The sequence below is a fragment of the Neoakkermansia glycaniphila genome (genome assembly GCF_900097105.1).
Classification (GTDB): Bacteria; Verrucomicrobiota; Verrucomicrobiia; order Verrucomicrobiales; family Akkermansiaceae; genus Akkermansia; species Akkermansia glycaniphila.
Map to the genome: position 1 here is coordinate 815880 of NZ_LT629973.1, position 23611 is coordinate 839490.

At 59.2% G+C, this 23611-nt stretch carries 12 protein-coding genes; 9 read left to right on the forward strand and 3 right to left on the reverse strand.

Annotated elements, in window-relative coordinates:
* Nucleotides 1-21 precede the first annotated feature (21 nt).
* The 3 genes from PYTT_RS03370 to PYTT_RS03385 all read right to left on the reverse strand — a co-directional run bounded on the left by PYTT_RS03370 (nucleotide 22) and on the right by PYTT_RS03385 (nucleotide 5368).
* Nucleotides 22-2247, reverse strand: coding sequence for an inorganic phosphate transporter (locus tag PYTT_RS03370; protein ID WP_067776950.1), 2226 nt, complete (start codon nucleotides 2245-2247; stop codon nucleotides 22-24).
* Nucleotides 2248-2405: 158 nt separating this feature from the next.
* Nucleotides 2406-3932, reverse strand: a complete 1527-nt coding sequence (locus PYTT_RS03375; RefSeq protein ID WP_067776947.1) for a hypothetical protein — start codon at nucleotides 3930-3932, stop codon at nucleotides 2406-2408.
* Between the two features lie 65 nt (nucleotides 3933-3997).
* On the reverse strand, nucleotides 3998-5368 hold the full coding sequence (locus PYTT_RS03385) for an MBL fold metallo-hydrolase (protein ID WP_083076886.1): 1371 nt from the start codon (nucleotides 5366-5368) through the stop codon (nucleotides 3998-4000).
* A 112-nt stretch (nucleotides 5369-5480) separates the two neighbouring features.
* Between PYTT_RS03385 and PYTT_RS03390 the strand changes: the two genes are divergently transcribed.
* From PYTT_RS03390 to PYTT_RS03430, 9 genes are all read left to right on the forward strand, one after another.
* Nucleotides 5481-6863 carry an NADase-type glycan-binding domain-containing protein gene (locus PYTT_RS03390; protein WP_067776944.1) on the forward strand — a complete coding sequence of 461 codons (1383 nt, stop codon included), beginning with the start codon at nucleotides 5481-5483 and terminating at the stop codon, nucleotides 6861-6863.
* A gap of 78 nt (nucleotides 6864-6941) precedes the next feature.
* Complete coding sequence (locus PYTT_RS03395; protein WP_067776940.1) at nucleotides 6942-9713, forward strand: hypothetical protein; 2772 nt, start codon at nucleotides 6942-6944, stop codon at nucleotides 9711-9713.
* A gap of 278 nt (nucleotides 9714-9991) precedes the next feature.
* Complete coding sequence (locus PYTT_RS03400; RefSeq protein ID WP_067776938.1) at nucleotides 9992-11005, forward strand: beta-ketoacyl-ACP synthase III; 1014 nt, start codon at nucleotides 9992-9994, stop codon at nucleotides 11003-11005.
* 50 nt (nucleotides 11006-11055) lie between these two features.
* Nucleotides 11056-12186 carry a diflavin oxidoreductase gene (locus tag PYTT_RS03405; protein WP_067776935.1) on the forward strand — a complete coding sequence of 377 codons (1131 nt, stop codon included), beginning with the start codon at nucleotides 11056-11058 and terminating at the stop codon, nucleotides 12184-12186.
* A 228-nt stretch (nucleotides 12187-12414) separates the two neighbouring features.
* Nucleotides 12415-13782, forward strand: a complete 1368-nt coding sequence (locus tag PYTT_RS03410) for a hypothetical protein (protein WP_067776932.1) — start codon at nucleotides 12415-12417, stop codon at nucleotides 13780-13782.
* Nucleotides 13783-13803: 21 nt separating this feature from the next.
* Nucleotides 13804-14694: a hypothetical protein gene (locus tag PYTT_RS03415; RefSeq protein ID WP_067776929.1), complete on the forward strand. Its 891-nt coding sequence runs from the start codon at nucleotides 13804-13806 to the stop codon at nucleotides 14692-14694.
* 15 nt (nucleotides 14695-14709) lie between these two features.
* Nucleotides 14710-15606 carry a hypothetical protein gene (locus PYTT_RS03420; RefSeq protein ID WP_067776926.1) on the forward strand — a complete coding sequence of 299 codons (897 nt, stop codon included), beginning with the start codon at nucleotides 14710-14712 and terminating at the stop codon, nucleotides 15604-15606.
* A gap of 88 nt (nucleotides 15607-15694) precedes the next feature.
* On the forward strand, nucleotides 15695-17305 hold the full coding sequence (gene cimA / locus PYTT_RS03425) for a citramalate synthase (protein WP_067776922.1): 1611 nt from the start codon (nucleotides 15695-15697) through the stop codon (nucleotides 17303-17305).
* 75 nt (nucleotides 17306-17380) lie between these two features.
* A complete protein-coding gene (locus PYTT_RS03430) occupies nucleotides 17381-23500 on the forward strand; it encodes an alpha-2-macroglobulin family protein (RefSeq protein ID WP_067776919.1) in 6120 nt (2039 codons plus the stop codon).
* Nucleotides 23501-23611: the final 111 nt, after the last annotated feature.

The window sequence follows — 23611 nt, forward strand, 5'->3', positions numbered from 1 at the left end:
AACTGTTTCCTTCCGGCTTTTTCAGAGCGTCAGGAAATTCTTCTCGTCACTCACGAGAGCGCGCAGCTGAACCACCATGAAACGCATCTCGTTCAGCAGGCCGAGATACAGAATCGACGAGCGCGTACGGGACTGATTGCGCTGCGCCCGCTTGATCTGGCGCTTCGTCGCCCTGGCCAGCACCTGCAACAGCTCTTCCTGCTCGACGATCGTATAATCGTAATTGGCATAATTGCCGGAAGAAAGCATGCAGCTGATCTCGTCGATATAACGCTTCATCTTGCCGTACACCTCCTTCATATCGTCGTTCTGCTCCACGGAGAAAGGAGTGTGGTTATTGTCCACATAATTGAACATTGAAAGCGTATACTGACTAAGACTCGTCGTCGCTTCATTCAAATGATCCAGAGCCTGCACATAATGATAGCCGGAATCAAGGGACTGGCTCTGCATCTTGTACAGAATCGGCAAGACATCGTACTTGTGCTGTTCCGTATTGCGGGCGGAAAGACTATCGGCACGGAGGGACAAATCCTTCAACTCGCGGCGGTCGCCTCCGGCAAAGGACGGAAACGCCTTATCGAAAATCTCGGCAAACTCGGCGACACTGTCCGACACCTGCTTGGAACAAACGGACACGATATTCTCCTCAGTCACCTGTTCCACCGCTGTTTTGCGAGAAATCTTGGCCTCGCGGCGGCTATGGTAAATCGAAGAACGCACCAGAATGAAGGCCACGAGTGCCAGCAGCGGGAAAATCGCCCACTCCTGCCCGTAATGAAGCACTGTCGCCATCACAGCAGCCAGAAGGAACGCAGCAAACCCGGTCATGAACCAGCCGGAAATCACCGTCAACACCCCCGTCACGCGGTACACCGCGCTCTCGCGCCCCCATGCCTTGTCAGCCAGGGAACTGCCCATCGCCACCATAAAGGTCACATATGTGGTGGACAAAGGCAACTGCATCGACGTCGCACAGGAAATCAGCAGAGAAGCCACAGTCAGATTCACGCTTGCGCGAATCAGGTCGAACGAAGGCCTGTCCTTCGGATTGGAAGCAACGGGCACCGGATCCCAGCGGCGATTCATCCGAACCAGCATACGGGCGGGGAAAAACTTCTTGCACACATCGCCCATGGCCAGAGCGCCGCGCACCACGGCACGTGCGGGGGGAATCGACCCGAAACGTTCAATACCGCCGTCTCCCTGCCGGGAGAGCTCAACCCCCGTCGCGATCACCGTCTTGGCCTTGCGTGAGAACCACAGGGCGCCGACCATCACGAAACCGGCAATCATCAGATACATGCGGTTCGGATCGCACGGATGCCCCTTGCCGAGGCAAGCCATGGAAGCAGGGTCCCACCCGTCATGCACGAACCAGAAGGCATCGTGAGCACCCATGAACACGCCGATAAAGTTCACGAGATCGTTTCCGGCGAAAGCCAGAGCCAGCGAAAACGTACCGGCCAGCACGGTAATCTTGAGCACATTCGCCATGAACAAATGCTGAATCAGCCCCATCAGCACCGTCCAGAAAGCAAATGCAACAAGCAGCGACACGCCGAGATTCGTATCGATCCACTTCATCAGCATAGGGTCGATCACATACTCCCCGTCGAAATTCTTGATCGACTGAAGCCCTTTGAACATGGCGAAGTAGCAAATCGCCGTCATCGCCAGACCGCACCAGACCGCACCGTACATCTTGAACGGCCTCTGGTAGCGGAACGAAAACATCAGGCGGGAGAACCACATCACGATCGTACCGACCGAAAACGCGATCACCACCGAAAGAAGAATCCCCGAAACGATACCCAGCGCCTGATCCGTATTCAGGAAAGTCGAAATCTCCTGCGGATTCTTGTAAAAAGCCGTCGCCGTCGCCGAACCCAGAATACCGAAGACGAGAGACACCGTCGTCGAAGTCGGCAGGCCGAACGTATTGAAAGTATCCAGCAGAATCACCTCGCACAGCATCACCCCCAGAAACAGGAGCATCACCTCATGGAACGTAAAATACTGGGGATGGAAAATCCCGTTGCGGGCCACCTCCATCATGCCTCCCGAAAAAATGGCGCCCACCAGAACCCCGATCGAAGCAACCGTCAGGATCACCCGTACGGGAGCGGCCTTGGAACCGATGGCCGAAGTCAGGAAATTGACCGCGTCATTTGATACGCCATTGATCAGGTCAAAAATCGAGAGGCACAGAATAGCGAGCAGAATAATCCAATAAATAGTATCCATAAACAGTAGAACATCACGCCGCGACCTCAAGGCAAGGCCCGCCGCGCCGGCATCCTTCTACCACAGCCGCGCCGTTTTGGCGATACCTTTTTTTTGCCGGAAAACCGATTTTCCGCCGTTCGCACGGAACGGCGGAGCGCTCGAAACCGCAAGTCCGCCTATCTGGCCCGGATCTTGCCGATCGCATTTTCCGCCATATTGCGGATCGTCCCGTCGTGCCTGCGGGCCACTTCCTCCAAGGCATCAGTGGACTTCATCGTCCCAACATTGCCCAGCATGCGCACCGTATCGTTCACAAGCTGGATGTTATCTCCATCCTTGCGCAACACTTCCAGCAAACGGTCTTCCGCATGGCTGCCGAGCTTCTGCACGGCGGCGTCCCAATCTCGAGGATTCGCAAGCCACTGCTTCACGACCACATCCACCATCTCATCGGGAGCCGTCTCGACCAGAAACGTCACCATCTCATCAGGCACCTGCTTTCCGGCAGCCAAATACCGCAGGAACAGGCTTTGCACCGTATCCTTCGCCGTCTTGCGCTCCAGAGCCGGCATCATCGAATCACCGCCATAAACCGCCAGCGCCTTGCCTGCGGAAGCCAGCACGGGACTATCGATCTCCCACGGCTCATTCAGCAGAGCCACCAGAGCCGCCCGGATATCCGAACGGTACGAAGCCGTATTCGCCAGCATCAGCCGATTCGCGGCATCCGCAATCCGGCTCGGATCGAAACAGCGAAGCTCATTGATATTGGCATGGGCGAACGAAGAATTGAACTTGTCCTGCACGATATTGCTGGCATACTCGTTCTGGTAATGCGACAATTCGGGATCGAACGCGACCTCATATACATCGTTCTCCGCAAACCGCAGGGAACCGAGGCGCGACAGAAGAGCCTTCAGCGCTCCGTCATTGAGCCGCGAACCGTCGATCGTATACAGCACGCCCCCCGCGCAACTTTCTGCCGATACGGAATCGCTGCCCGTCATGCGCTGCAAGAATGGGCGCAGCTGTTCGCGCACCATGTGGCTGACCTTATGCACGTACACGGCCGTATGCTTCACATTCGGCATCTTCTTCTTCCGCTCATAAAACCCCTCCAGCATCCGGTCGTCCAAAAATCTCGATGTACCCTTTTCCGAAGCGGGTGAAGCCTGCGCATCGGCATACACCTCGGCGGCCCCGGCCACATTGGCATGTTGCACCGGAGGCCAGATATCGGGAATAAACCATGAAAAAGCCAAAGCCGCAAGTCCGGCAAAAAACATGATCCATCTGTGATGGCGGCTGCTCAACCAGATCAGCCCCGCCGCAATCGCACCGAGAAAACAGACCAGAATCCTCTGGTTCGTCTCCGACATATTCGTCAGGATACCGAACTGGGACGACTCCGAAATCATGAACAACCCGGCCATACCGGCCACAAGCACTACGCCAAGAATCAAAAGCATATACTGTGCAGGCTGCACCTCGCTCCCATCAAGCGACACGCGAGAAAACTGCCCCGCGCGGGAAAGCTGCTTCCGGCGGCGAATCTCCTGCTCCCGCTTCAACTCCTCGAAACCGGAGGAATGGGCGGACTCGGCCTTCCGGAAAACTTTTCTCAAACAATCCGGGCAAGTATCGACCGAGGAATCATCCTCGGCTTCAAACTCCTTCCGGCATTGGGAACATACCTTTTTCATGACGATAAAAAGGTGACATAAAACTTGTCAGAAATCAACCCGGAATCAGCGCATGCCTGCATTTTTCAGTCCATCAGATCATATGTCGCTCCCGGTTCAGGGATCACGATCTCCATTCCGGGAAGAATGCGCTGCACTTCATCCCGCATCCACTCGATCGCTTCAGGATCTCCGTGCACCAGCACCACCCTCTTCGGATGCAGCAGGTGAATATATTCCACAAGGGCTTCGCGCGGAGCATGCCCCGAAAAATCGAAGCTCTCCACGCGGCAATTGCGAGGCACCGCCTGTCCGCCCTTCTCGCGCAGCTTCACCAGCTCCCCGGGAGGCGTCGCCTTCAAAGCGCCGGCCGGAGAATCAGGATCGCAATACCCAACGAACAGAATGGCATTGTTCGACTTCGGCAACACCTGCTCAGCCAGAGAATTGGACGGCGTCTTCTCATTCATCATCCCGCTGGAAACCAGATAGATATTCCCCGGCGAGACACGCAGAGGAGCTTTACCCTGCCGGGGAAGAGGCAGCGTCTCCACCACCTCCTTCAGCCGGTAGCCCGGATTCATGCGCGGAGTCACATCCGACAGCTTATCGTAAATACCCGTCACCTTGGAACCCAGCCCTCCGAAATACACGGGAACATCGGGAATCTTTCCCTCCTCCTTGAACTTCTGGATATTGTACAACAACTCCTGACTCTTGCCCAGAGCAAACACGGGAATCAGCACAGCGCCGTTGGCCGCCAGAGTCTCCGAAATGGCACTGGCCAGACGCTCCAGCTCCTTCTCGCGCGTATAATGCACGGCTCGCTCGGCGCTCCCGCGCGTACACTCGATAATCAGCGTATCCACCCCGTCCGCGGGAAGATCCGCACCCGGAATCATACTCTGGTCTTCAAGCTGAATATCGCCCGTATAAAGAACGCTATGGCCGGAAGGGGACTCCAGATACACCCCGCACGAACCGAGAATATGCCCCGCATCGTACAGCACGGACATCACCTCGCCATGCTTGCCGATCCGGAAAGCTTCATTATAGGAGCGCTCCGTCCACCCGTCCACAATGCGATCCAGATCGCCGTGCGTAAAGAAAGGATACTCCACGATCCCCTCGCTGGTACGCTTCGACGTCATCACATTCACGGAATTATGCAGCATCGCTTCCGCCAGCACGGCCGTACCGTTCGTCATATACACGGGAGAGGAGGGGTAAAGCTCCTGCAGCACGGGTAAGGTACCGATATGGTCCAGATGGGAATGCGTCACAAAAATCGCATCTGGAGCCTTTTCTCCGATCAGGGAATACTGTGGCTTGGCTGCATGGCCTTCGCGTTTCGGATGCATACCGGCATCCAGAACCACCCTCGTACCGTCAATCTCCAGCAGGTAGCTATTGGAACCTATCTCCTCGGCACCTGTCAAATTCGTAAACTTTATCATTTGCTCGGAAGAGACTGGACGAGTTGCACCGTTCTGTCAACCCGCGACTATGACTGCATACCGAATTCCGGCTTGCACACCCCCCGTTTCATATGGCAAAATCGCGCAAGAAATGAAAAACACCCACTCTGTTCTCGTCGCCCTGGCAGCAGGAGCATGGCTTCCGGCGCTTCATGCCGACCAGCCCCCTGCCCCGGCAGCGCAACCGCCGGCGACCCCGGCCGCTCCCGCTCCGGCTCCCGCGCCCCCTCAGGAACAGACCGCCATACAGGCCCCTTCGGCAGGCTTGCCCATCCTCTTCGACATCCGGCAGGCCGAAACCGTCAAACTCCGCGACGTCCGCGTCCAGATCGCCTTCCTGCAGCACGAAGCAAGGTACTCCATCGCCTGCACGCTCGAAGACATCCGCACCAAAGGCAAAGCCCACCCCATCGACATCGCCGTACCCATCTGGTACAACCCCGCCGCCAACGAACGCAAACTTCCCTTTGCGCAGGCCGTCACCGGCATCTCCGTCTCCAAAAACGACCTCAAACAGAAATTCGTCCTCGCCGAAGGCAAACACCCCCAGCACGGCACACCTGCCTTCCGCGACTTTGACGACACACGGCACTGGATCCAGGCCAGCATGAAAACGGAACCCGGCCTGCAAGTCGTCAACTTCACCTTCACCCTGCCCTACAGCAGCGGCAGCCGCATCAAGGAACCAGCAACCGGCGCAGTCGAAATCCCCGCCCCCGGCCTCAGCTTCCGCCTCCCCTACCTCTCGGCTTGGGCTGGCGAACCCCTCCGCAGCGGATCCGCCACCTTCATCCATTCCGAAATCTACCCGCAGGACGTCGACATCAAACTCGACAACCTCGAACGCGCCGAAAACGGCACCGCCACATGGGACTTCGTCAAACACCCCCTGCCCGCCGACCGGCAAAACACCTTCGACATCTCCGTCGGCCAGCCCTGCATCGTCACCGGAGACACCTGCACGTGGAAAAACGGAGCGAAATACCGCCTCAGCACCGACTACGACATCACGGCCAGCTCCACACTCCCCAAAGACATCATGGGCAACGAATGCTCCGCGGAAAACCTCAAAACGCCCGGCAGCGGCCTCTGGGCGGAAAACACACCCGGAGACGGCGAAGGGGAATACCTCCTCATCAAACCGAAAAACCCCAGGCGCACACAGGGCATCCTCATCCAAACGGGCGTCACGCCATCCGTCCAGAGCACCGTCGACCCCACGGCCCGCACCCACCCGGCCACCACCTACTCCATGTACACGCGCCCGCGCAGCATCCTTGTAGACATCAACAACGGCGAAGACACCTACACCGTCACCCTCAGCGACGACTGGAACCCGCAAACCATCACCCTTCTGGACAAAGGCAAACCCGTCAACTCCATCAAGCTCACACTGCAGGAAGCCTACCCCGGCACCACGGACAGCAGCTGCTACATCCAATCCATCCAGCTGATCGACCCCGCATCAAAATAATTGGCAGGCCCGCATTCCATGATTGCATTCCTGCAGCAAATAAAGTAGATTCCCGATTAAACAATTTCTTCCTGATCTATGACAGACGACACCTCTCCTGAAGACAAAAAGACGACCATACCCGCCGGCGCACCGATCAAGAAAGTAGATCCCAACGAACTGGCGGCACGTGCAGCAGCCAAAAAAGCCGAAGCCAGGCCGATCGCCCGCAGAGTACTCGTCGCCGGAGGAGGCGAAATCGGAGAACGCCCGAAACTCTTCTCGCAGGCCGACGAAGTCGAAATCCAGAAACCCCGCTTCGTCACCCCCATCCTGAAGGAACAACTGGAAAAAGAGGCCGCCGAAGCCGCCGCCCGTGCCGAAGAAGAAGCGGCGCGCGCCGCCGAAGAGGAAGCCCGCAGGGCCGAAGAAGAAGCCAGGCTCGCGGCAGAAGCCGCCGCCCGGGCTGAAGCGGAAGCCGCGGAAGAAGCTCGCAGGCTGGCTGAAGAACAGGCAAGGGCCGAAGAAGAAGCCCGCCTTGCTCAGGAAGAATACGAACGCCAAATGCGCGAATACGAAGAACAGCTTGCCGCCTACGAACGCCAGCAGGCGGAAGAGGCACGCCTCGCAGCAGAACAGGCTGCGGCCCAACAGGCGGAGGCAGCACGCCTCGCGGCAGAACAGGCAGCAGCCCATACGGCTGCACAACAGGCCGCAGCGGCAGCTCAACCTCAGGCAGCCGCCCCCACTCCGGCTCCCATGCCCGTAGCCGATGCCGCCGGCGCACCGCTTGCAGCCAATCTCCAGGCCACGCTCGACCAGATCCGCGCCATGCAGGAAGCACTTGCCGCACAAGCGCAGGCCATGGCCATGGTCGCCCAGCAGGCCGGCCTCGCTGCCCCTGCAGCACACCCTTATGCGGCTCCGGCCTTTGCTCCCGCCCCTCTGGCGGGAGGCACCCCCCTGCCCGCAGCTCCGCCAGCTCCGGCGCCAGCCGCAGCCCCGGTCAAACTGGGTGCACCGAAACTCTCCCTCTCGGCCTTGAAAGGCACAGCTGCACCCCATCACGACCCTGCTGCCCAGCCGGCGGCACCCGCCACGCCCGCTTCACCCTTTGCCGGAGCTCCGGCTCCAGCTCTGGCACGCCCCTCTCTGGCGGCGCAGCCCCACACTCCGGCTGCATCGCCGTTCGCCTCGGCTCCGGCACCCATGCTTGCGCCCCACGCCGCCGCCGCACCGGAAACGGCTCCGTCCGAACCCGCAGCTCAGGCCGCACCCAAACTCTCCTTGAATGCAAGCCCCGCCGCTGCGCCCTCGCTGGCTACGCCGAAACTGGCACGCCCGGGCCTCGCCCTGCAATCCTCTGCCTCTGCGGCCGCCGCTCCCGGTACGCAAACGGCTGAAGACCCGGAAAATCCGGACGCCGCTGCCACAGAAGCCGCCGAACAGGCCCGGCAGGACGCCTACTACCAGGCGCTTCAATCCGCCGCAGCCCAAACGCCATGGCACAAAAAGAAAAGCGTCCTCTTCATGCTGGGCGGCTTTGCTGCACTCTTCATCGGCGTCGGCATCGCCCTCTACTTCAAAATGCAGGATGACAAAGCCCAGCAAGAGGAAGACAAGAAAATTCAGGCACTGCTCAAAGTTGCCGAAGGCATCAACAAATCCCTCATCAAGGAACCGAAAGGCGACCTCTCGCTCGAAGCCTTGCAGCAGAAAAACGTGGGCCTTGGCAGCATCAACAAAGACTCGTGCCAGCGCCTCCTCCGCGTCATCAAAAACAAGGACCGCGACATCGGCGTTGCACGTCAGGCCATCATCTACCTCGCCGTCATGATGGCGCAGGATGCATCCCTCTGCCAGCTCGTCATCGACGACATCGTCAAAAAGCCAGAAGCCTACGACAAGGACCGCTTCGACTGGCTCACCCAGAACATCGCCGCCACGCGCATGCCCAATGCCAAGCAACTGCTGCTTGACCTCGCCGAAAAAATCAACACCAAGGCACCCGACAATAAAGACATGTACATAGGAGAAATCTACAAAAACATCGCTGGACTCGTCGATGCAGGAGATTTCGACGCCATGGTCAAACTCGTCAACGATGAAAAAACATCCGGCAAACTCGCAGGAGCACTGGCAAACAACCTCTACACCATCATCGAAAGCACCTACAGGGAAAACCCCGAAGCCGCCGCAGCTCTTGGTGACAAGCTCGTCTCCGACATCAACGAGAAAAAAATGGCAGGCCAGCTCCTGCTTGCCCTTGCTCAGGCCGGATCTCCCAAAGGCTTCGAAATGATCAAAAACCGCATGGCCAACGCTCCTGACCCGCGCATGGCATACGGCGTCTGGACCAACGTCAAACAGGCGCTCTCCATGTGGAGCAACGACTCCGTCGTACCGTACCTCGTGGAACTTCGCACAGCGGAAAACCCGATGATCGCCAAGGAAGCCGACACCGCCCTGGCCGCTCTGATCAACCATGACTCCTCCCGCACCGACGAAGAATTCGACCGCCTCGTCGCCCTCGTCTACGGAGACCTGAACACGGACACCAGCGAATACGACGAACTCAACAACAAACTCTCGCCCGGTTCCGCCATGGAAGTCAAATCCAGCGACCCGAGCTACGCCGGACTGCAGGCACGCATGGAAAAAATCAAACCCATCCATAACCAGAAAATCATCTTCTGTACATCGTTGGCCAAACACACAGCGAAACCGCACATCATGCGCTATCTGGAAAAAATGAGCAAAGACTCCGACCGCCTCGTCGCCGTCGAGGCCAAATCCGCCATGACCCGCGTACAGGAAAACACCAAAAAGGCTGAAGCGGCAAAAGCTGCTGCAGCTGCCAAAAAAGATTGATTATCGGCTATCCGCCACGCTTGAGACACCGTTCCGGACATCCGGAACGGTGTCTTTGCATATCGGCGGTTACGCCAAGAACCTCCCGAACGGCTATCAAAAAAAGAACCCGCAGCACGCTCTCCTTCAAACATCCTCACACCTGCCCAAGCCCTCCGTGCCGAGACTTATTTTATGCTCGCCAAAACCCACCCGATAGAGTAGAATCCCCTCACCTTGACAGCCACGACGGCCCGAACGGGCCACGGCCGCGTCAAGACCACATCTGATTGCTGACTATGTCCGACCTCACACAGCCTTTCAAGAGACTCCCCGTTGCAGTCATCGGCACCGGTTCCTACGTGCCTGAACGCCGCCTCACCAACGCCGACCTGGAAAAAATGGTGGAAACCTCCAACGAATGGATCGTGGAACGCACCGGCATCCTCGAACGCCGCATCGCCGCCGAGAACGAACATACCTCGCACATGGCAACAAGAGCCGCCGAGCGTGCGCTTGAATCTGCCGGAGTATCCCCCGAAGAAGTGGATCTCATCATCGTCGCCACCATCACGCCGGACACCTTCACCCCCTCCACCGCCTGCTACGTCCAGAACAACATCGGAGCCAAAAACGCCGTCGCCTTCGACATCTCCGCTGCATGCTCCGGCTTCCTCTTCGCCCTCAAAACAGCCGTCCAGTACATCGGCTGCGGACAAGCCAGAACAGCCCTCATCATCGCGGCTGAAAAACTCTCCACCGTCGTCAACTGGGAAGACCGCTCTACATGCGTCCTCTTCGGCGACGGCTCCGGCGCAGCCGTCCTCCGCACGGGCGACCAGCCCGGAGACGGCGCAGTCCTCGCCTCCGACATCGGCAGCGACGGCTCCCTGCACGACCTCCTCCGCATCCCCGGCGGCGGCTCCGCCTGCCCCACCACCACGGAAAACGTCCACGAACGCCTGGCCACCCTCGCCATGCGAGGCAACGAAACATTCCGCCACGCCGTCTCCCACATGAAGGAATCGGCCACCTCGCTCATCGAACGGGCCGGCATCCAGCCGGAAGAAATCAAACTCGTCGTACCGCACCAGGCCAACCTCCGCATCATCAACGCCGTCGCGCAACGCCTCACCATCCCGGCAGACCGCGTCTTCGTCAACCTGCAGAAATACGGCAACACATCCGCCGCAGCCGTCGCCATCGCCTTCGACGAAGCGCGCCGCGAAGGCCGCTTCGGCAAGGGAGACATCGTCCTCCTCGTCGCCTTCGGCGCCGGCCTCACATGGAGCTCCGCCGCCATCCGCTGGTAAACCCATTCCTCCCCGCGCCCAGACCCATCATCACATCATCCACGTTCGACATGACAGCAGAACCATACGGTAAGAAAAACCCCTTCCCGGCCCCCGTACTGGGAGTCAGGCCCCTCACCGCACCCGGCAGCGCCAAAGAAACCATCCATGCCGAATTCAGCCTCGAAGGCTCCGGGCTCGAATACGTCACGGGCGATGCCCTCGGCGTCATCCCCTGCAACGACCCGGCACTTGCCGATGCACTCATCGCCGCCCTCGGCCTGAATCCCGATGCCGCCGTACCCACCCCGGAAGGAGACTCCAAACCGCTGCGCGAAGCCCTCATCTCGAACTACGACATCACCACCGTCAACAAAGGCATCCTCACCAAATGGAACACCTTTGCCAACTGCCCCTACCTTGCCGAAATCATCGAAGACAAGGAAAAACTCAACAACTTCTGCTGGGGCCGCGACCTCCTCGACCTCGCCGGCATGAACCACAAGCCGAACTTCGGCAGTGAAGAAGCCTTCGTCGGCATCCTCAAAAAACTCATGCCCCGCCTCTACTCCATCGCCTCCAGCCCCACGGCCCACCCCGGGCAGGTACACCTGTGCGTCGGAGCCGTCCGCTACACCGCCTTTGACCGCCAGCGCGGCGGCGTCTGCTCCACCTTCATGGCGGACCGCATGCCCCAGGGCAGCACGGCCAGAGTCTTCATCCACAGCAACAAAAACTTCCGCCTCCCGGAAAACTCCGCCCTCCCCATCATCATGGTCGGCCCGGGCACAGGCATCGCCCCCTTCCGCGCCTTCTGGGAAGAACGCATCGCCACCGGAGCCACAGGCCCGAACTGGCTCTTCTTCGGCAACCCGCATCAAGCCACGGACGGCTGCTACACCGACGAACTCGACACACTCGTCTCCGAAGGCAAACTCAAACTCTCCGTCGCATGGTCCCGCGACCAGGCTGAAAAAGTCTACGTCCAGCACCTCATGGAACGCGAAGGCGCAGAACTCTGGGCATGGCTCGAAAAAGGCGCATGCTTCTACGTCTGCGGCGATGCCTCCCGCATGGCCAAGGATGTCGAACAGGCCCTGCTCGACATCATCTCCCGCTACGGCCACAAAACCGCCGACGAAGCCGCCGCCTATCTGGCAGCCATGAAAACCGACAAACGCTACCAGCGCGACGTATACTAAAACGGCCTCGCATCCCCTTTGCAACGCACGTTTCCGGATCGGGAACGTGCGTTTTGCATGCAATCCCACATCGCTATCAAGCAAGGAAGAGTCACGCGCTCCCTGCATGACCGTCCCTTTTCCCGCGAAGAACCCCGGAACAACATGTAACCTGCTCCGCCTTCCGCACAATATCCACCACACCGCAAACCAGGCTTGACAAAACGAACACCGATCCCCTAGACTGCCATGATGCTCCCTATCCTTGTCATCCCCCTTTGTGCCATTTTGAGCCGGCATACCCTTGTATCTTCCGACGAACAACCGGCAAAAACTCGTCCGGTCGGCATCCTGCACGCCATATTCAACCCGCCCCCCCGGGAAAACAAACAAGACAGAGAATTGCTTGACATCGCCGCAACAATCACCCAATCCCTCTACGAACCACCCAAAGGCGACCTCCGGCTCGAAACCCTGCACCGGAAAAACGTCGATCTGGGAACCATCGACCGACCGGCGGCTCAACGGCTCCTCCGCCTCATCAAAGACCCGGAGCGCGACATGGGCGACTCCCGGCAGGCCATCATCTACCTCGCCGTCATGATGGCGAAGGACGAAACCATCCGCCAGCTCGTCATCGACGAAATCGTCAAAAAACCTGAAGCCTACGACAAAGAACGCTTCGACTGGCTCACCCAGAACATCGCGGCCACGCACATGCCCAATGCCAAGCAACTGTTGCTCAATCTAGCCGACAAAATCAACACCAAGGCTTCCGGCAATCAGGACATGTACATCTTCCCAATCTACAAAAACATCGCCGGACTCGTCGATGCGGGAGATTTCGACGCCATGGTCAAACGCATCAACGATGAAAAAACATCCGGCAAACTCACAGGAGCGCTGGCCAACAACCTCTACACCATTATCGAAAGCACCTACAGGGAAAACCCCGAAGCCGCCGCAGCTCTTGGCGACAAGCTCGTCTCCGACGTCAACGAGAAAAAAATGGCAGGCCAGCTCCTGCTTGCCCTTGCTCAGGCCGGATCGCCCAAAGGACTCGAAATGATCAAAAAACGCATGGCCGCCGCCACGGATCCCCGCAACCAATACGGCGTCTGGACCAACGTCAAACAGGCTCTCGCCATGTGGAGCAACGACTCCGTCGTACCGTATCTCGTGGAACTGCGCACCTCATCCCATCCGATGATCTCCAAGGAAGCCGACACTGCATTGGCTGCGTTGCTCAACCATGACTCCACCCGCACCGACGAAGAATTCGACCGCCTCGTCGACCTCGTCCACGGAGATCTGGACACGGACACCAGCGCATACGAGGAACTCGACAAATGGCTCTCCCCCGACTCTCCCTCCCGGCTTTCTGAAAGCGATCCGCGCTACGCCGGACTACAGGCACGCATGGAAAACATCAAACCCATCCATGACCGGAAAATCATCTTCTGCAAATCGTTGGCCAACCACACCGCAAAACCGTATATCCTGCGCCATCTGGAAAAAATGCGCATGGATCGCGACAGACCCGTCGCCCGCGAAGCGAAACAATCCCTCGAACGCGTCCACTCAAACACCCGCAAAGCAACCGCTCACACACACTAAGTCTCCAACCATCAACATTCCATGAAAACACACACCCTCATCCCCACCCTCGCCTGCCTCGGCATCCTTGCACCCGCCATGGCAAACACGCAGAAAACGGAACCAGCGCCGACACCCCAAACCGCCCCGCAATCCATAAGCGCCGACATCAAAACCTACAGGCAAATATGGATGGACTTCTTCTCCCTGCTCGACACCATACAAGACACGGCAAGCGCCAACAAAGCCGTACCGGCCCTGCAAACTCTGAACAACCGGCTGAACGCATTCCAAGCCGCCCACCCCTATAACCGACTCTCCGAAAACGAACGGCAATTCATTCAAAACACCGGTCAGGAAATCCGGCGCATCAACAGCGAGAAAAAACAGGCAAACCGCATCATCGACAACGCCTTCTATCAATCCGACTCCCTCCTCGTCTCCCTCACGGACGAAGAATGCCCGTTCAACGCCCTGTTCCGCAACCAAAAAACGGAACACTACGCCATGCAACTTGCCTACAAGGCACAGGAAACGGCCGACCAGCCCAACAACCCCTATATATTCGCCAAAGACGACATGGCAAAAGATGCCGAACAACGCCATGCCAACCTGCTTGCCCAACCGGACTCCCCCTATCAGGGCGGCATGGGATTGACTGAGGAAGACGCCGTCATCCTGCACGAACAGAACGAAGAAAAACAGCAGGAACTCCAATACGCCTATCTGGAAACCGTCTACCCGGCAGCCAAACCCTTCTACGGACTCGTACAGGCGACACCGGACAACGGATTCTACAACATCATCATTGTCAACATCAGTGACGACATTGAAAAACGCACGGGCAAACGTCCGGAACAACCCGCGCTCATCCCCGTCTACTTCCGCATAGACACACCGGCAGCCAAAAACGAAAAGCCGGAAGAAAACTGACCGTCTCCGCCACCTGTGAACACAAAAGCACTCCTGCCATTCCTCGCCATATCCGGCGTCCTGTCCGCCGCACCGGACGCCGGAAACACGCTCCACTCCGCACCGCCAACCGCAACCGCTCCGCAAAACGTACGCGAAGAAATCAAAGCCTACCGCCACCTGATCGAAGAATACTTCGCCCTCCTCGCCACCATTCACGACACGGCCAGCGCGGACACAGCCGTACCGGCACTGAAAGCCCTGGGCATGCGGCTGAACCGCTTTCATAAGGAATACCCCTACGAGCAACTCCCGAGAATCGAACGGCAATTCATCAACCGAACCTATCTTGCATTACACGAAATCGAATCCAACAGGAAAACGCCGATCCGCATCTCCTCCAAGGACTTTTATCACTCCGACGCCCTCTTCGAAACATTGGCCAAGGAACTCCCGCCTGTAAGCCCTGCCTTTGAAGACACCCATTACCTGCCGACATCTGCACGCGACCGAATCCGACGCCAGCACCAGAACAAAGTGGATCAAGACACCTACGCCTTTGCCAGAATGCTCATCAAGGCGGAAGCGGAACAACGCCACATCCGCCTTCTCGCCCAGCCCGATTCCCCCTACCGGGGCGGCATGGGGTGGACGGAGGAAGACGCCGTCATCCTGCACGGAAACCATGGAAAAAACCGTCAGAAACTACAGGATGCCTACCTTGAAACCGTCTATCAGACAACACGCCCATTCGTTCGGCGCAACAAAACCGCCCCGGATGGAGACATCGTCACCATCCCCCTCGACGCCGCAATCGAACGGCACACCGGAACACGCCCTGACCGGCCCACCCTCCTCGACATCCACTTCCGCATCGGCACCCCGGTAGCCGGGACTCCAGAAAAAGCAGAAAAATCGCCCGGCACCAATTAATCCTCGGCGAGGCATGGCAAACGCCGAACGCCCACAGACACACTCCCGGCTTTTCGCGCCTCGCACCGTGCAGTATAGTACACATGCCATGCCTGAAAAGATCCATCTGTACGACACGACGCTGCGCGACGGTGCGCAAAGTGAAGACATCAACCTCAGCACGGCGGACAAACTGCGCATCGCCGTCCGCCTGGACAACCTCGGCATCGACTACATCGAGGGCGGCTGGCCCGGAGCCAACCCCATCGACACCGCCTTCTTCGAACAAATCCGGAAACACCCCTTCGAATATGCGCGCCTTGCCGCCTTCGGCAGCACGCACCATGCCTCCTCCACCCCGGAAAACGACAAAACCCTCCAGGCCATCGCCACCTGCGGCGCCACCGTCGGCACCATCTTCGGCAAAACCTGCCCCCAGCACGTCAAAATCGCCCTCGGCATCACCCGCGAACGCAATCTGGAAATCATTCGCGACTCCATCGCCTACCTCAAGCAGAACCTCCATCAGGCATTCTTCGATGCCGAACACTTCTTCGACGGCTACAAACGCGATGCCGAATACGCCCTCGCAGCCCTCGCTGCCGCCCATGAAGGCGGCGCGGACACCCTCGTCCTCTGCGACACGAACGGCGGCAGCATGCCCGAAGAAATCACGGCCATCATCCGTGACGTCCGCGCCCGACTCCCTCACGCCATCCTCGGCATCCATGCGCACAACGACTGCGAACTCGCCGTCAGCAACACCCTCGCCGCCATCCATGCCGGAGCGCGGCAGGTACAGGGCACCATCAACGGCGTCGGCGAACGCTGCGGCAACGCCAACCTCTGCTCCGTCATCCCCAACATCCTACTCAAAACCGGAGGGCAATGCACCTGCCTGCCGGAAGGCCACCTCGGCCGCCTGAAACAGACCGCCGCCTTCGTCACCGACGTCGCCAACATGGTACCCTTCCACCGCCAACCCTTCGTCGGAGACTCCGCCTTCGCGCACAAAGGCGGAGTCCACGTCAGCGCCATCAACAAGGAATCGTCGCTCTACGAACACATCGAACCCGAAACCGTCGGCAACAGCCAGCGCATCCTCATGACCGAACAGGGTGGAAAAAGCAACATCCTCTCCCTCGCCCAAAACCTCGGCTACACCCTCTCCAAAGACGACCCCATCCTTGCCAGCCTCTCGGAAGCCATCAAAGGTAAAGCTTCCCGGGGCTACGACTACGCCGCCGCCGAAGCCAGCGTCGAACTCCTCATGCTGCGCCACCTCCCGCAGAACCCGCTGCCGGAATTCTTCAGACTGCTCCGCCTCTTCGTCGTCAACAGCAAAACCGTGGCCGACCCGGACATGATCGTCGAAGCCACCGTCAAACTCGATGTACGCGGACAGCAGGCCCACACCGCCGCCGGAGGCCAAGGCCCCGTCCATGCCCTCGACAAGGCCCTCCGCAAAGCCCTCCTCCCCTTCTACCCCGAAATCGAAGACATGAAACTCACCGACTACAAGGTGCGCGTCCTCACCGTCAAGGGAGAAGCCGATGCAGACGGAGGCACCGCCTCGAACGTCCGCGTCCTCATCGAATCCTCGGACTCCCATTCCAACTGGACCACCGTCGGCGTCTCCTATGACATCATCGACGCCAGCTGGCAGGCCCTCTCGGAATCCTTCATCTACCACCTCTACCGCCGCCACCGGGGACTGTAAACATTGTTACACACTTGTGATTCTTCCGGCCGCTTTTCCGCTTGAGAAACCCGGCTCCGGTTGTATGATGGAGTAGTGAACGCGTTCTCCCTCCTCCTGCTACCGTTGCATCTCCTCTCCGGAGCAACCACACCCCCGTCTTACGGCGAAAAAGAACCTGTCCCCACCGTCTGCGCGGACACCGGCCAATGGAACCGGAACGGGCGGGAGGCCATCATCACCTTCCCGGAAGCCCTGATCGAACGCAGTGAGATATATGCCACGCCCGCACCAAGGGCTACCATCCGGGGCAAAAGAACGACCGCCCCCCAGCCGGAACTTCAATGGACCGATCAGGACACCCTCACCGTCCAATTCGACGGTTCCTTCCCGGCAGCCGAACCATGGACCGTCTCATTGCCCGAAGGCACAACCTACCTGAGCGGCAAACCCGTTCAGCCCCTCGAATGGACGGTTCATACGCCGCCCGTCCGGCTGGATGCGGAAAGGTTCACCAACGACGACGCCTCCTGCCGCATCCTCGTCTTCGGAGGACACCTCACGGACACTCCCGAAAAAGAATGGCCTCGCGAAGCATTGTCCCTCTCGCCGGATGCACCGCTGCAATACACCTACCGCAGCCAAGACGGCAAAAAAATCAAAGGCATCGCCCGGCCCGTCTGCAAAGGCGGAGAATGGCCCGAGCGGCATCGGGAACGCCTGTCCCACATGCCCGGATACAACGAACTGCCGCCGGGCGCCGTCCTGCCGGGAGTCGTATGCGTCCAGCCGGAACAGCCTCTCGACCTCGATCAGGAATGGGAATTCACCTGCCGCCACCTCCCGGGCCATCGGAGAATCTATGCCGACTTCCACCCAAGCAGCAGCATGAGCATATATCCATGCCACCTTTCCGCCGATTCCCTTTCCCTCACATACAACCAAGAGGACACAGGCAGCAGCCTCATCCCCGCCTACCCCGTGATGGAACTTCGCATGAATGCCGACTTCCGGAAAGAAGACATCCCCGGCATCTTCAACAACAGCCTTCGCATCTTCGTCGATGGACAGGAAGCGCAACAGGCAGACAAGGTGAACACCAAAACCCTCGTTCACAACGGGAAACGCATCGACTTAGAACTTCTCCCCTCCGGCGCGGACCTCATCACGCCCGAAATCGTCTACCTCGACGGCAACAACTACCATGACATCACGCAAACCGACCGCATCTCCCGCACCACAGACACCATAGCCATCCGCATCCACAGCGAGGACGAGCTTCCGGTCGAAATCCGCCTGCAGGCCGGCTTGAAAGCCCTGTACGGAAGAACCCTGCCTACCGGCCAAGCCATGACCCTCCGATGCGTTCCGGCCTCCCCCCACGTCATCCTCCGCCCGAAACAGGCCCACATCTTCGCATCCGGATTCCCTCATGAAATCTCCGTCGCCTCACACGGCATGCAGGAAATCACCCTCCGCGCCGGGCGAATCGAACCGGGCGACGCCATCCGGGCCATGCTCCTCTACCTGCAAGATCAAGACATCTCGGAACACAACGGACAGTGGTATAAAACCTGCCGTCTGGCGCGCCTGCTGATCCAGAAAAGCATCAACCGCACCACCCCCTTCGCCCCGCTCAGGCACATACTCGACACCACCGTCGAACAAACCATCGACAAAAGCACGGAAGACCTTCGGGAGACATGGAACAGAAAAACAGCCTTCCTCAATGCGGCGCTGCCCGCCACGCAAGAGCACACCCGCCGATGGCAGCCTTCTCCCATCACGGCCCCGCTCGACCTCAAAACGGAAATCCGGAACATCTCCCTCGACCGGATGCAAAACGGCCGCCCGGCACCGGGCATGTACCTGATCGATGCACAGGGAGCCCCCTCCTCCTTCCTGTGGCAGAGCATCCTGCCCATCACAACGGATGCCACCCTCGCGAGCTACCTGCTCGACTCCGGCCGCCACCGCGACCGCACCCTCGTCCAGATCACGGACCTCGGCGCATTCTGGCTGCCGGATGAAAACACCCTCCACGTCGTCGCCTTCTCCGTCGCATCCGGTACCGTCCGGAACGAAGCCCGCATCACCGCGTACGACCGGAACGGCACCGTTCTGGGCACCGGCATCACCCGGCAAGGCAGCACAAAACTCGCCATGTCCCAGCCGGACCAAACGGCCTGGCTCCTCGTCGAACACGGCAACGATTACGCCCTCATTCCCTGTTTGGAACCACCCTTCGACCGCCCCAGCGAAAGCACCGAACCGGAGGCAACGGCCAAACCGGCACAGCCTCAAGCACCCGAGCTGAAACGCAGCCTCATGACATTCACCGACAGGCCCGTCTACCGCCCAGGAGAAACGGTACACCTCAAAGCCATCATGCGCGGATGGAAGCAGGACCGCTGCCTGCCGCTGCCGCCGACTCCGGCCACCTTCACCCTCTACGGCAACGAACGGCAAATCCTCCGGGAGAAAACCGTTACATGGAGCGAATTCGGCACCTGCGACCTCAGCTTCAACCTCCCCGAAGAAGAAACGGGCACCTTCCGCTACACATTCACCTTCCCCAAAACACCCGGCATCGCCGCCGGGCAAAACTCCACTCTCTTCTCCGACGAGGCGGATTATGAAGACAATATCTCCGTCGAAGAATACAGGCGCAATGCTTTCGAACCGAAAGCGGAGCTCACCGCCGAACCCATCAACCCGAAAAAGGCGCACATCCGTGTCGAAGCGATCGACTTCTCCGGCGTACCCGTCGCCGGAGCGAACACACGCCTCATCATGAAAACGTATTCGTCATACTTTGATGCCGGCGAATACAGGCGTTACTCCTTCAGCCACCCGGACAAAGAACGGAAAGCAACCGACGAAACCGAGACCGTCGTCCTTGGAAAAGACGGCACCGGCAGCATAGACATGCCCATCCGCCCGAATGGAGTCACCAGCCTGTCTCTGCGGGCCGAAATAACCAACAACCGGGAAGAAACAGTCACTGCCACCGCACGCACAATCGTTTATCCCACGGAATTCATGGCGGGGCTCCACGCGGAACCCCGGTTCTACCGACCCGGAAACAAGGCCTCCCTGAAACTCGTCTGTACCGATACGAAGGGCAAAGGATGGACGCACGACGAACAAATCCGCCTCACCGTCACCCGGACAGAATACGTCAAAACGACGGATGCCGCCGGCATACAAAAGCGCGAACCCAGAGTAGTACACGTCCTGAACGACACCGTCACCGTCCGGGCCGCCCGCAATACTCCCGGCCAACAGGGAGGCACCGACTACGGCTTCATACCGCCTCACCCGGGCGAATACACCATCACCGCCACATGGACGGACCGCTTCGGCAACACCGCATCCAGTCAAACAACCACCCGATTGTTCACGGAAAACTCCATCTACCGCCCCAAGAACAATTTGAGCTTCCGTTGCGCATCGGCCGCCGTCGCTCAAGGGCAGCCGATCCCCCTGATCTTCGACGATCCCGTTGAAGGGGAACTCATCGTCTTCATTCACAGCCTCAAGCAAACCGCATCCCGAATCGTCACCGTCCCTCCCGGCACACGGAAAATAGAAATCCCCATGGATGCCACCAACGAACCCAATGTGGAAGTGACGGTTCTGAAAATCGCCCCGCCGGATGCCACAGGCCTGCCGGTCATCAGCAAAGGCTCCTGCAACATTAACATCGAACAGACGGCCAGAAAACTTCAAATCTCACTGAACGCCCCCGAAACCGCTGTTCGCCCCGGCAGCGAAACCACCGTCAGCGGTCAAGCCCTCGAACCGGACGGCTCCCCGTCCCAAGCGGAAATCACCCTCTATGTCGAAGACGAAGGCGCGCTCAGCATCCGCCCCTACCGCAATCCGGACCCGCTGGCACACTTCACGCCGCACCATACCGCCTTCCGCCCCAGCTTCGGCTACCCTTCCCATAGCAGTTACATCATGCCCGGTCTCGCGACATGGAACAGCTACACGCGTGGAGCAAACAACAACAACCCGCTTGCATTGCACCCTCTTCCCAGCCTCCACCTTGGCAGCAGGGACCTCCCTCTTTTCAACATGTACTTCGGCGAAGGCATTGATTTGGGAACCAGCTTCGGCTCCGGCGGCATGGGGTTCGGATCAGAGCAGGCTGGCGGAGCATACCTGCGCACACGCACCGACTTCCGCCCCTGCGCCTTCTGGAAAGCCGACATCCGAACCGATGAACAGGGCCGCTTTTCCGCCACCTTCACCACGCCGGACACACTGACACGCTACCGGGTCATCGCCGTAGCCGTCGGAAAAGGAGACCGTTTCGGCTCGGCCACAGCCAACTACACCGCCAATCAGGAACTGATGCTGACGGCAGGCACACCCTTCTTCATGAGCACGGGAGACAAACTCACCCTTCCCGTCACTGTCGTCAACAACTCCGACAAAAACGGCACATGGAACATCTCCCTGCAAGGAGGAGCCACACAGCAAATCTCCCTCAAGGCCAACTCCCAAACCACCGTCAACTTCGACATCGAAGCAACTGCCGAAGGCGCCAAAACCCTCCAATGGACGGCTCTACCTGCTGATGAACAGGGTACCTCGGCCGCCTCCCGCAGCGATGCCGTCGAAGGCAGCTTCGACATCATCCACCCCGCGCCCTCCCTCCGGGAAACACACTACCTCGTTCTGGATGGCAGCCATTCCACGATCGACCCCGGACGGCTCGTCTCCGACGAACTCGGAGCCTCAGAACGAGGAAAAATCTCGCTCAAACTCAGCGCATCGCCCTACCTTCATCTTCTGGGGGATGTGGACTACCTGCTGCAATACCCCTACGGCTGCGTCGAACAAACGGCATCCGCCACCCTGCCATGGATCCTCTTCGACCTATTGCAACCATTGAACGGCACCGCCCGGAACATCTCCCGGGAGCAGGCCCGCAAAACCATGCAAACCGGCATCGGCCGCATCCTGAGCCGCCAGAACAAGGACGGAGGATTCGCCTACTGGCAAAAAGGCGATGCTTCCAGCCAATGGTCGCCCTACGCCCTCCTCATCCTCCGCCTTGCGAAGGAAACCGGAGCGGACATCCCCGGACAAACCTTGGAGCGAGGCTATGACTACCTCAGGAAAAGCCCATACGATCACGGCTCCGAACATCAGGCCATGGCCGCCTACGTACTGGCGCTCGCCGGGAAAAGCGACAACATCCCCCTCCGCAACGCGATGGAACACCTGAAGGACACCTCGCGAACGGCCCGCCTGTATCTTGCCCTGGCTCTGCTGCAAACGCCGGACGACGGCACCCGGAACCAAGCAGAAACCCTGCTCGGCATGCAACACAACGCCACACACGCAGAATACTACCCGGAAGCTGATGAGGCACTCCTCTTCATGATCGCCATGAAACTCCGCCCCGAACAGGCGCACGCCGCCTTCCTCGACTGGCGCAAAACCGCCACGCAGAACCTACACCGCAACACATGGAACTCCGGCTGGAACCTCATCGCCCTGCATGCCTACGACCGCATGCACCGCAACGAGCCGAAAAACGGCCGCATCGAACTCCGCAGCCTCGATGGCGCCTCTCGCCTTGACCTCGGTACCGGCACCATCGCCCGCTCATGGAAAACGGAACCGGAGCGCACCGCCGTCCGGAACCTCGGCATCTCCGCCAAGCACCTCTCCGGAAGCCCCGTCTATGCCATCCTGGAAATCGAAGCCAAACCGGAAAACACCGAATATCCCGGCGTCACGGAAAAGGGCCTCACCGTCACCCGCGTCTATGAAACCCTCGATAGCGAAGGCCGATGGAAACCGACCGACTCCTTCCGCGTGGGCGACACCGTACGCGTCACCCTCACCTGCTCCAAACAGCAACGCGCCCTCCGATATCTCGCAATGGAAGACTGCCTCCCCTCCTGCATGGAAGCCGTCAACCCCGCCCTCTCCTCCCAGGCGATAGCTTCCCCGGACGAACCGGCCCGTTCCACGGCAACGTCAACCGCCATCGACCACCGCGAATACCTCAAAAACCGCGTCCGCGTCTTCGCGACCCGGTGGAATGCAGGCAACACCCTCCACATGAGCTACCTTGCCCGCGTCGTCCGCGCCGGCACGGCAACCGCACCTCCGGCCAAGGCCGAACTCATGTATGAACCACAGGTATACGGCCTCAGCCCGAACAAACGCATCACGGTCAGCCCGCGCTAAGTAACATCGCTTGCGTGCAAAAACGTGGAATAGCGCCTTAATACGGCCATTTCTCAGGATTTTTCTCAAAAATTTGAAAGATTCGGCTTGTGTCATACGTAATGAGTATGG

Coding starts and splice junctions, on each gene's coding strand:
- PYTT_RS03370 (WP_067776950.1), bottom strand. CDS start 2,247: ATGGATACTATTTATTGGATTATTCTGCTCGCTATTCTGTGCCTCTCG.
- PYTT_RS03375 (WP_067776947.1), bottom strand. CDS start 3,932: ATGAAAAAGGTATGTTCCCAATGCCGGAAGGAGTTTGAAGCCGAGGAT.
- PYTT_RS03385 (WP_083076886.1), bottom strand. CDS start 5,368: ATGATAAAGTTTACGAATTTGACAGGTGCCGAGGAGATAGGTTCCAAT.
- PYTT_RS03390 (WP_067776944.1), top strand. CDS start 5,481: ATGAAAAACACCCACTCTGTTCTCGTCGCCCTGGCAGCAGGAGCATGG.
- PYTT_RS03395 (WP_067776940.1), top strand. CDS start 6,942: ATGACAGACGACACCTCTCCTGAAGACAAAAAGACGACCATACCCGCC.
- PYTT_RS03400 (WP_067776938.1), top strand. CDS start 9,992: ATGTCCGACCTCACACAGCCTTTCAAGAGACTCCCCGTTGCAGTCATC.
- PYTT_RS03405 (WP_067776935.1), top strand. CDS start 11,056: ATGACAGCAGAACCATACGGTAAGAAAAACCCCTTCCCGGCCCCCGTA.
- PYTT_RS03410 (WP_067776932.1), top strand. CDS start 12,415: ATGATGCTCCCTATCCTTGTCATCCCCCTTTGTGCCATTTTGAGCCGG.
- PYTT_RS03415 (WP_067776929.1), top strand. CDS start 13,804: ATGAAAACACACACCCTCATCCCCACCCTCGCCTGCCTCGGCATCCTT.
- cimA (WP_067776922.1), top strand. CDS start 15,695: ATGCCTGAAAAGATCCATCTGTACGACACGACGCTGCGCGACGGTGCG.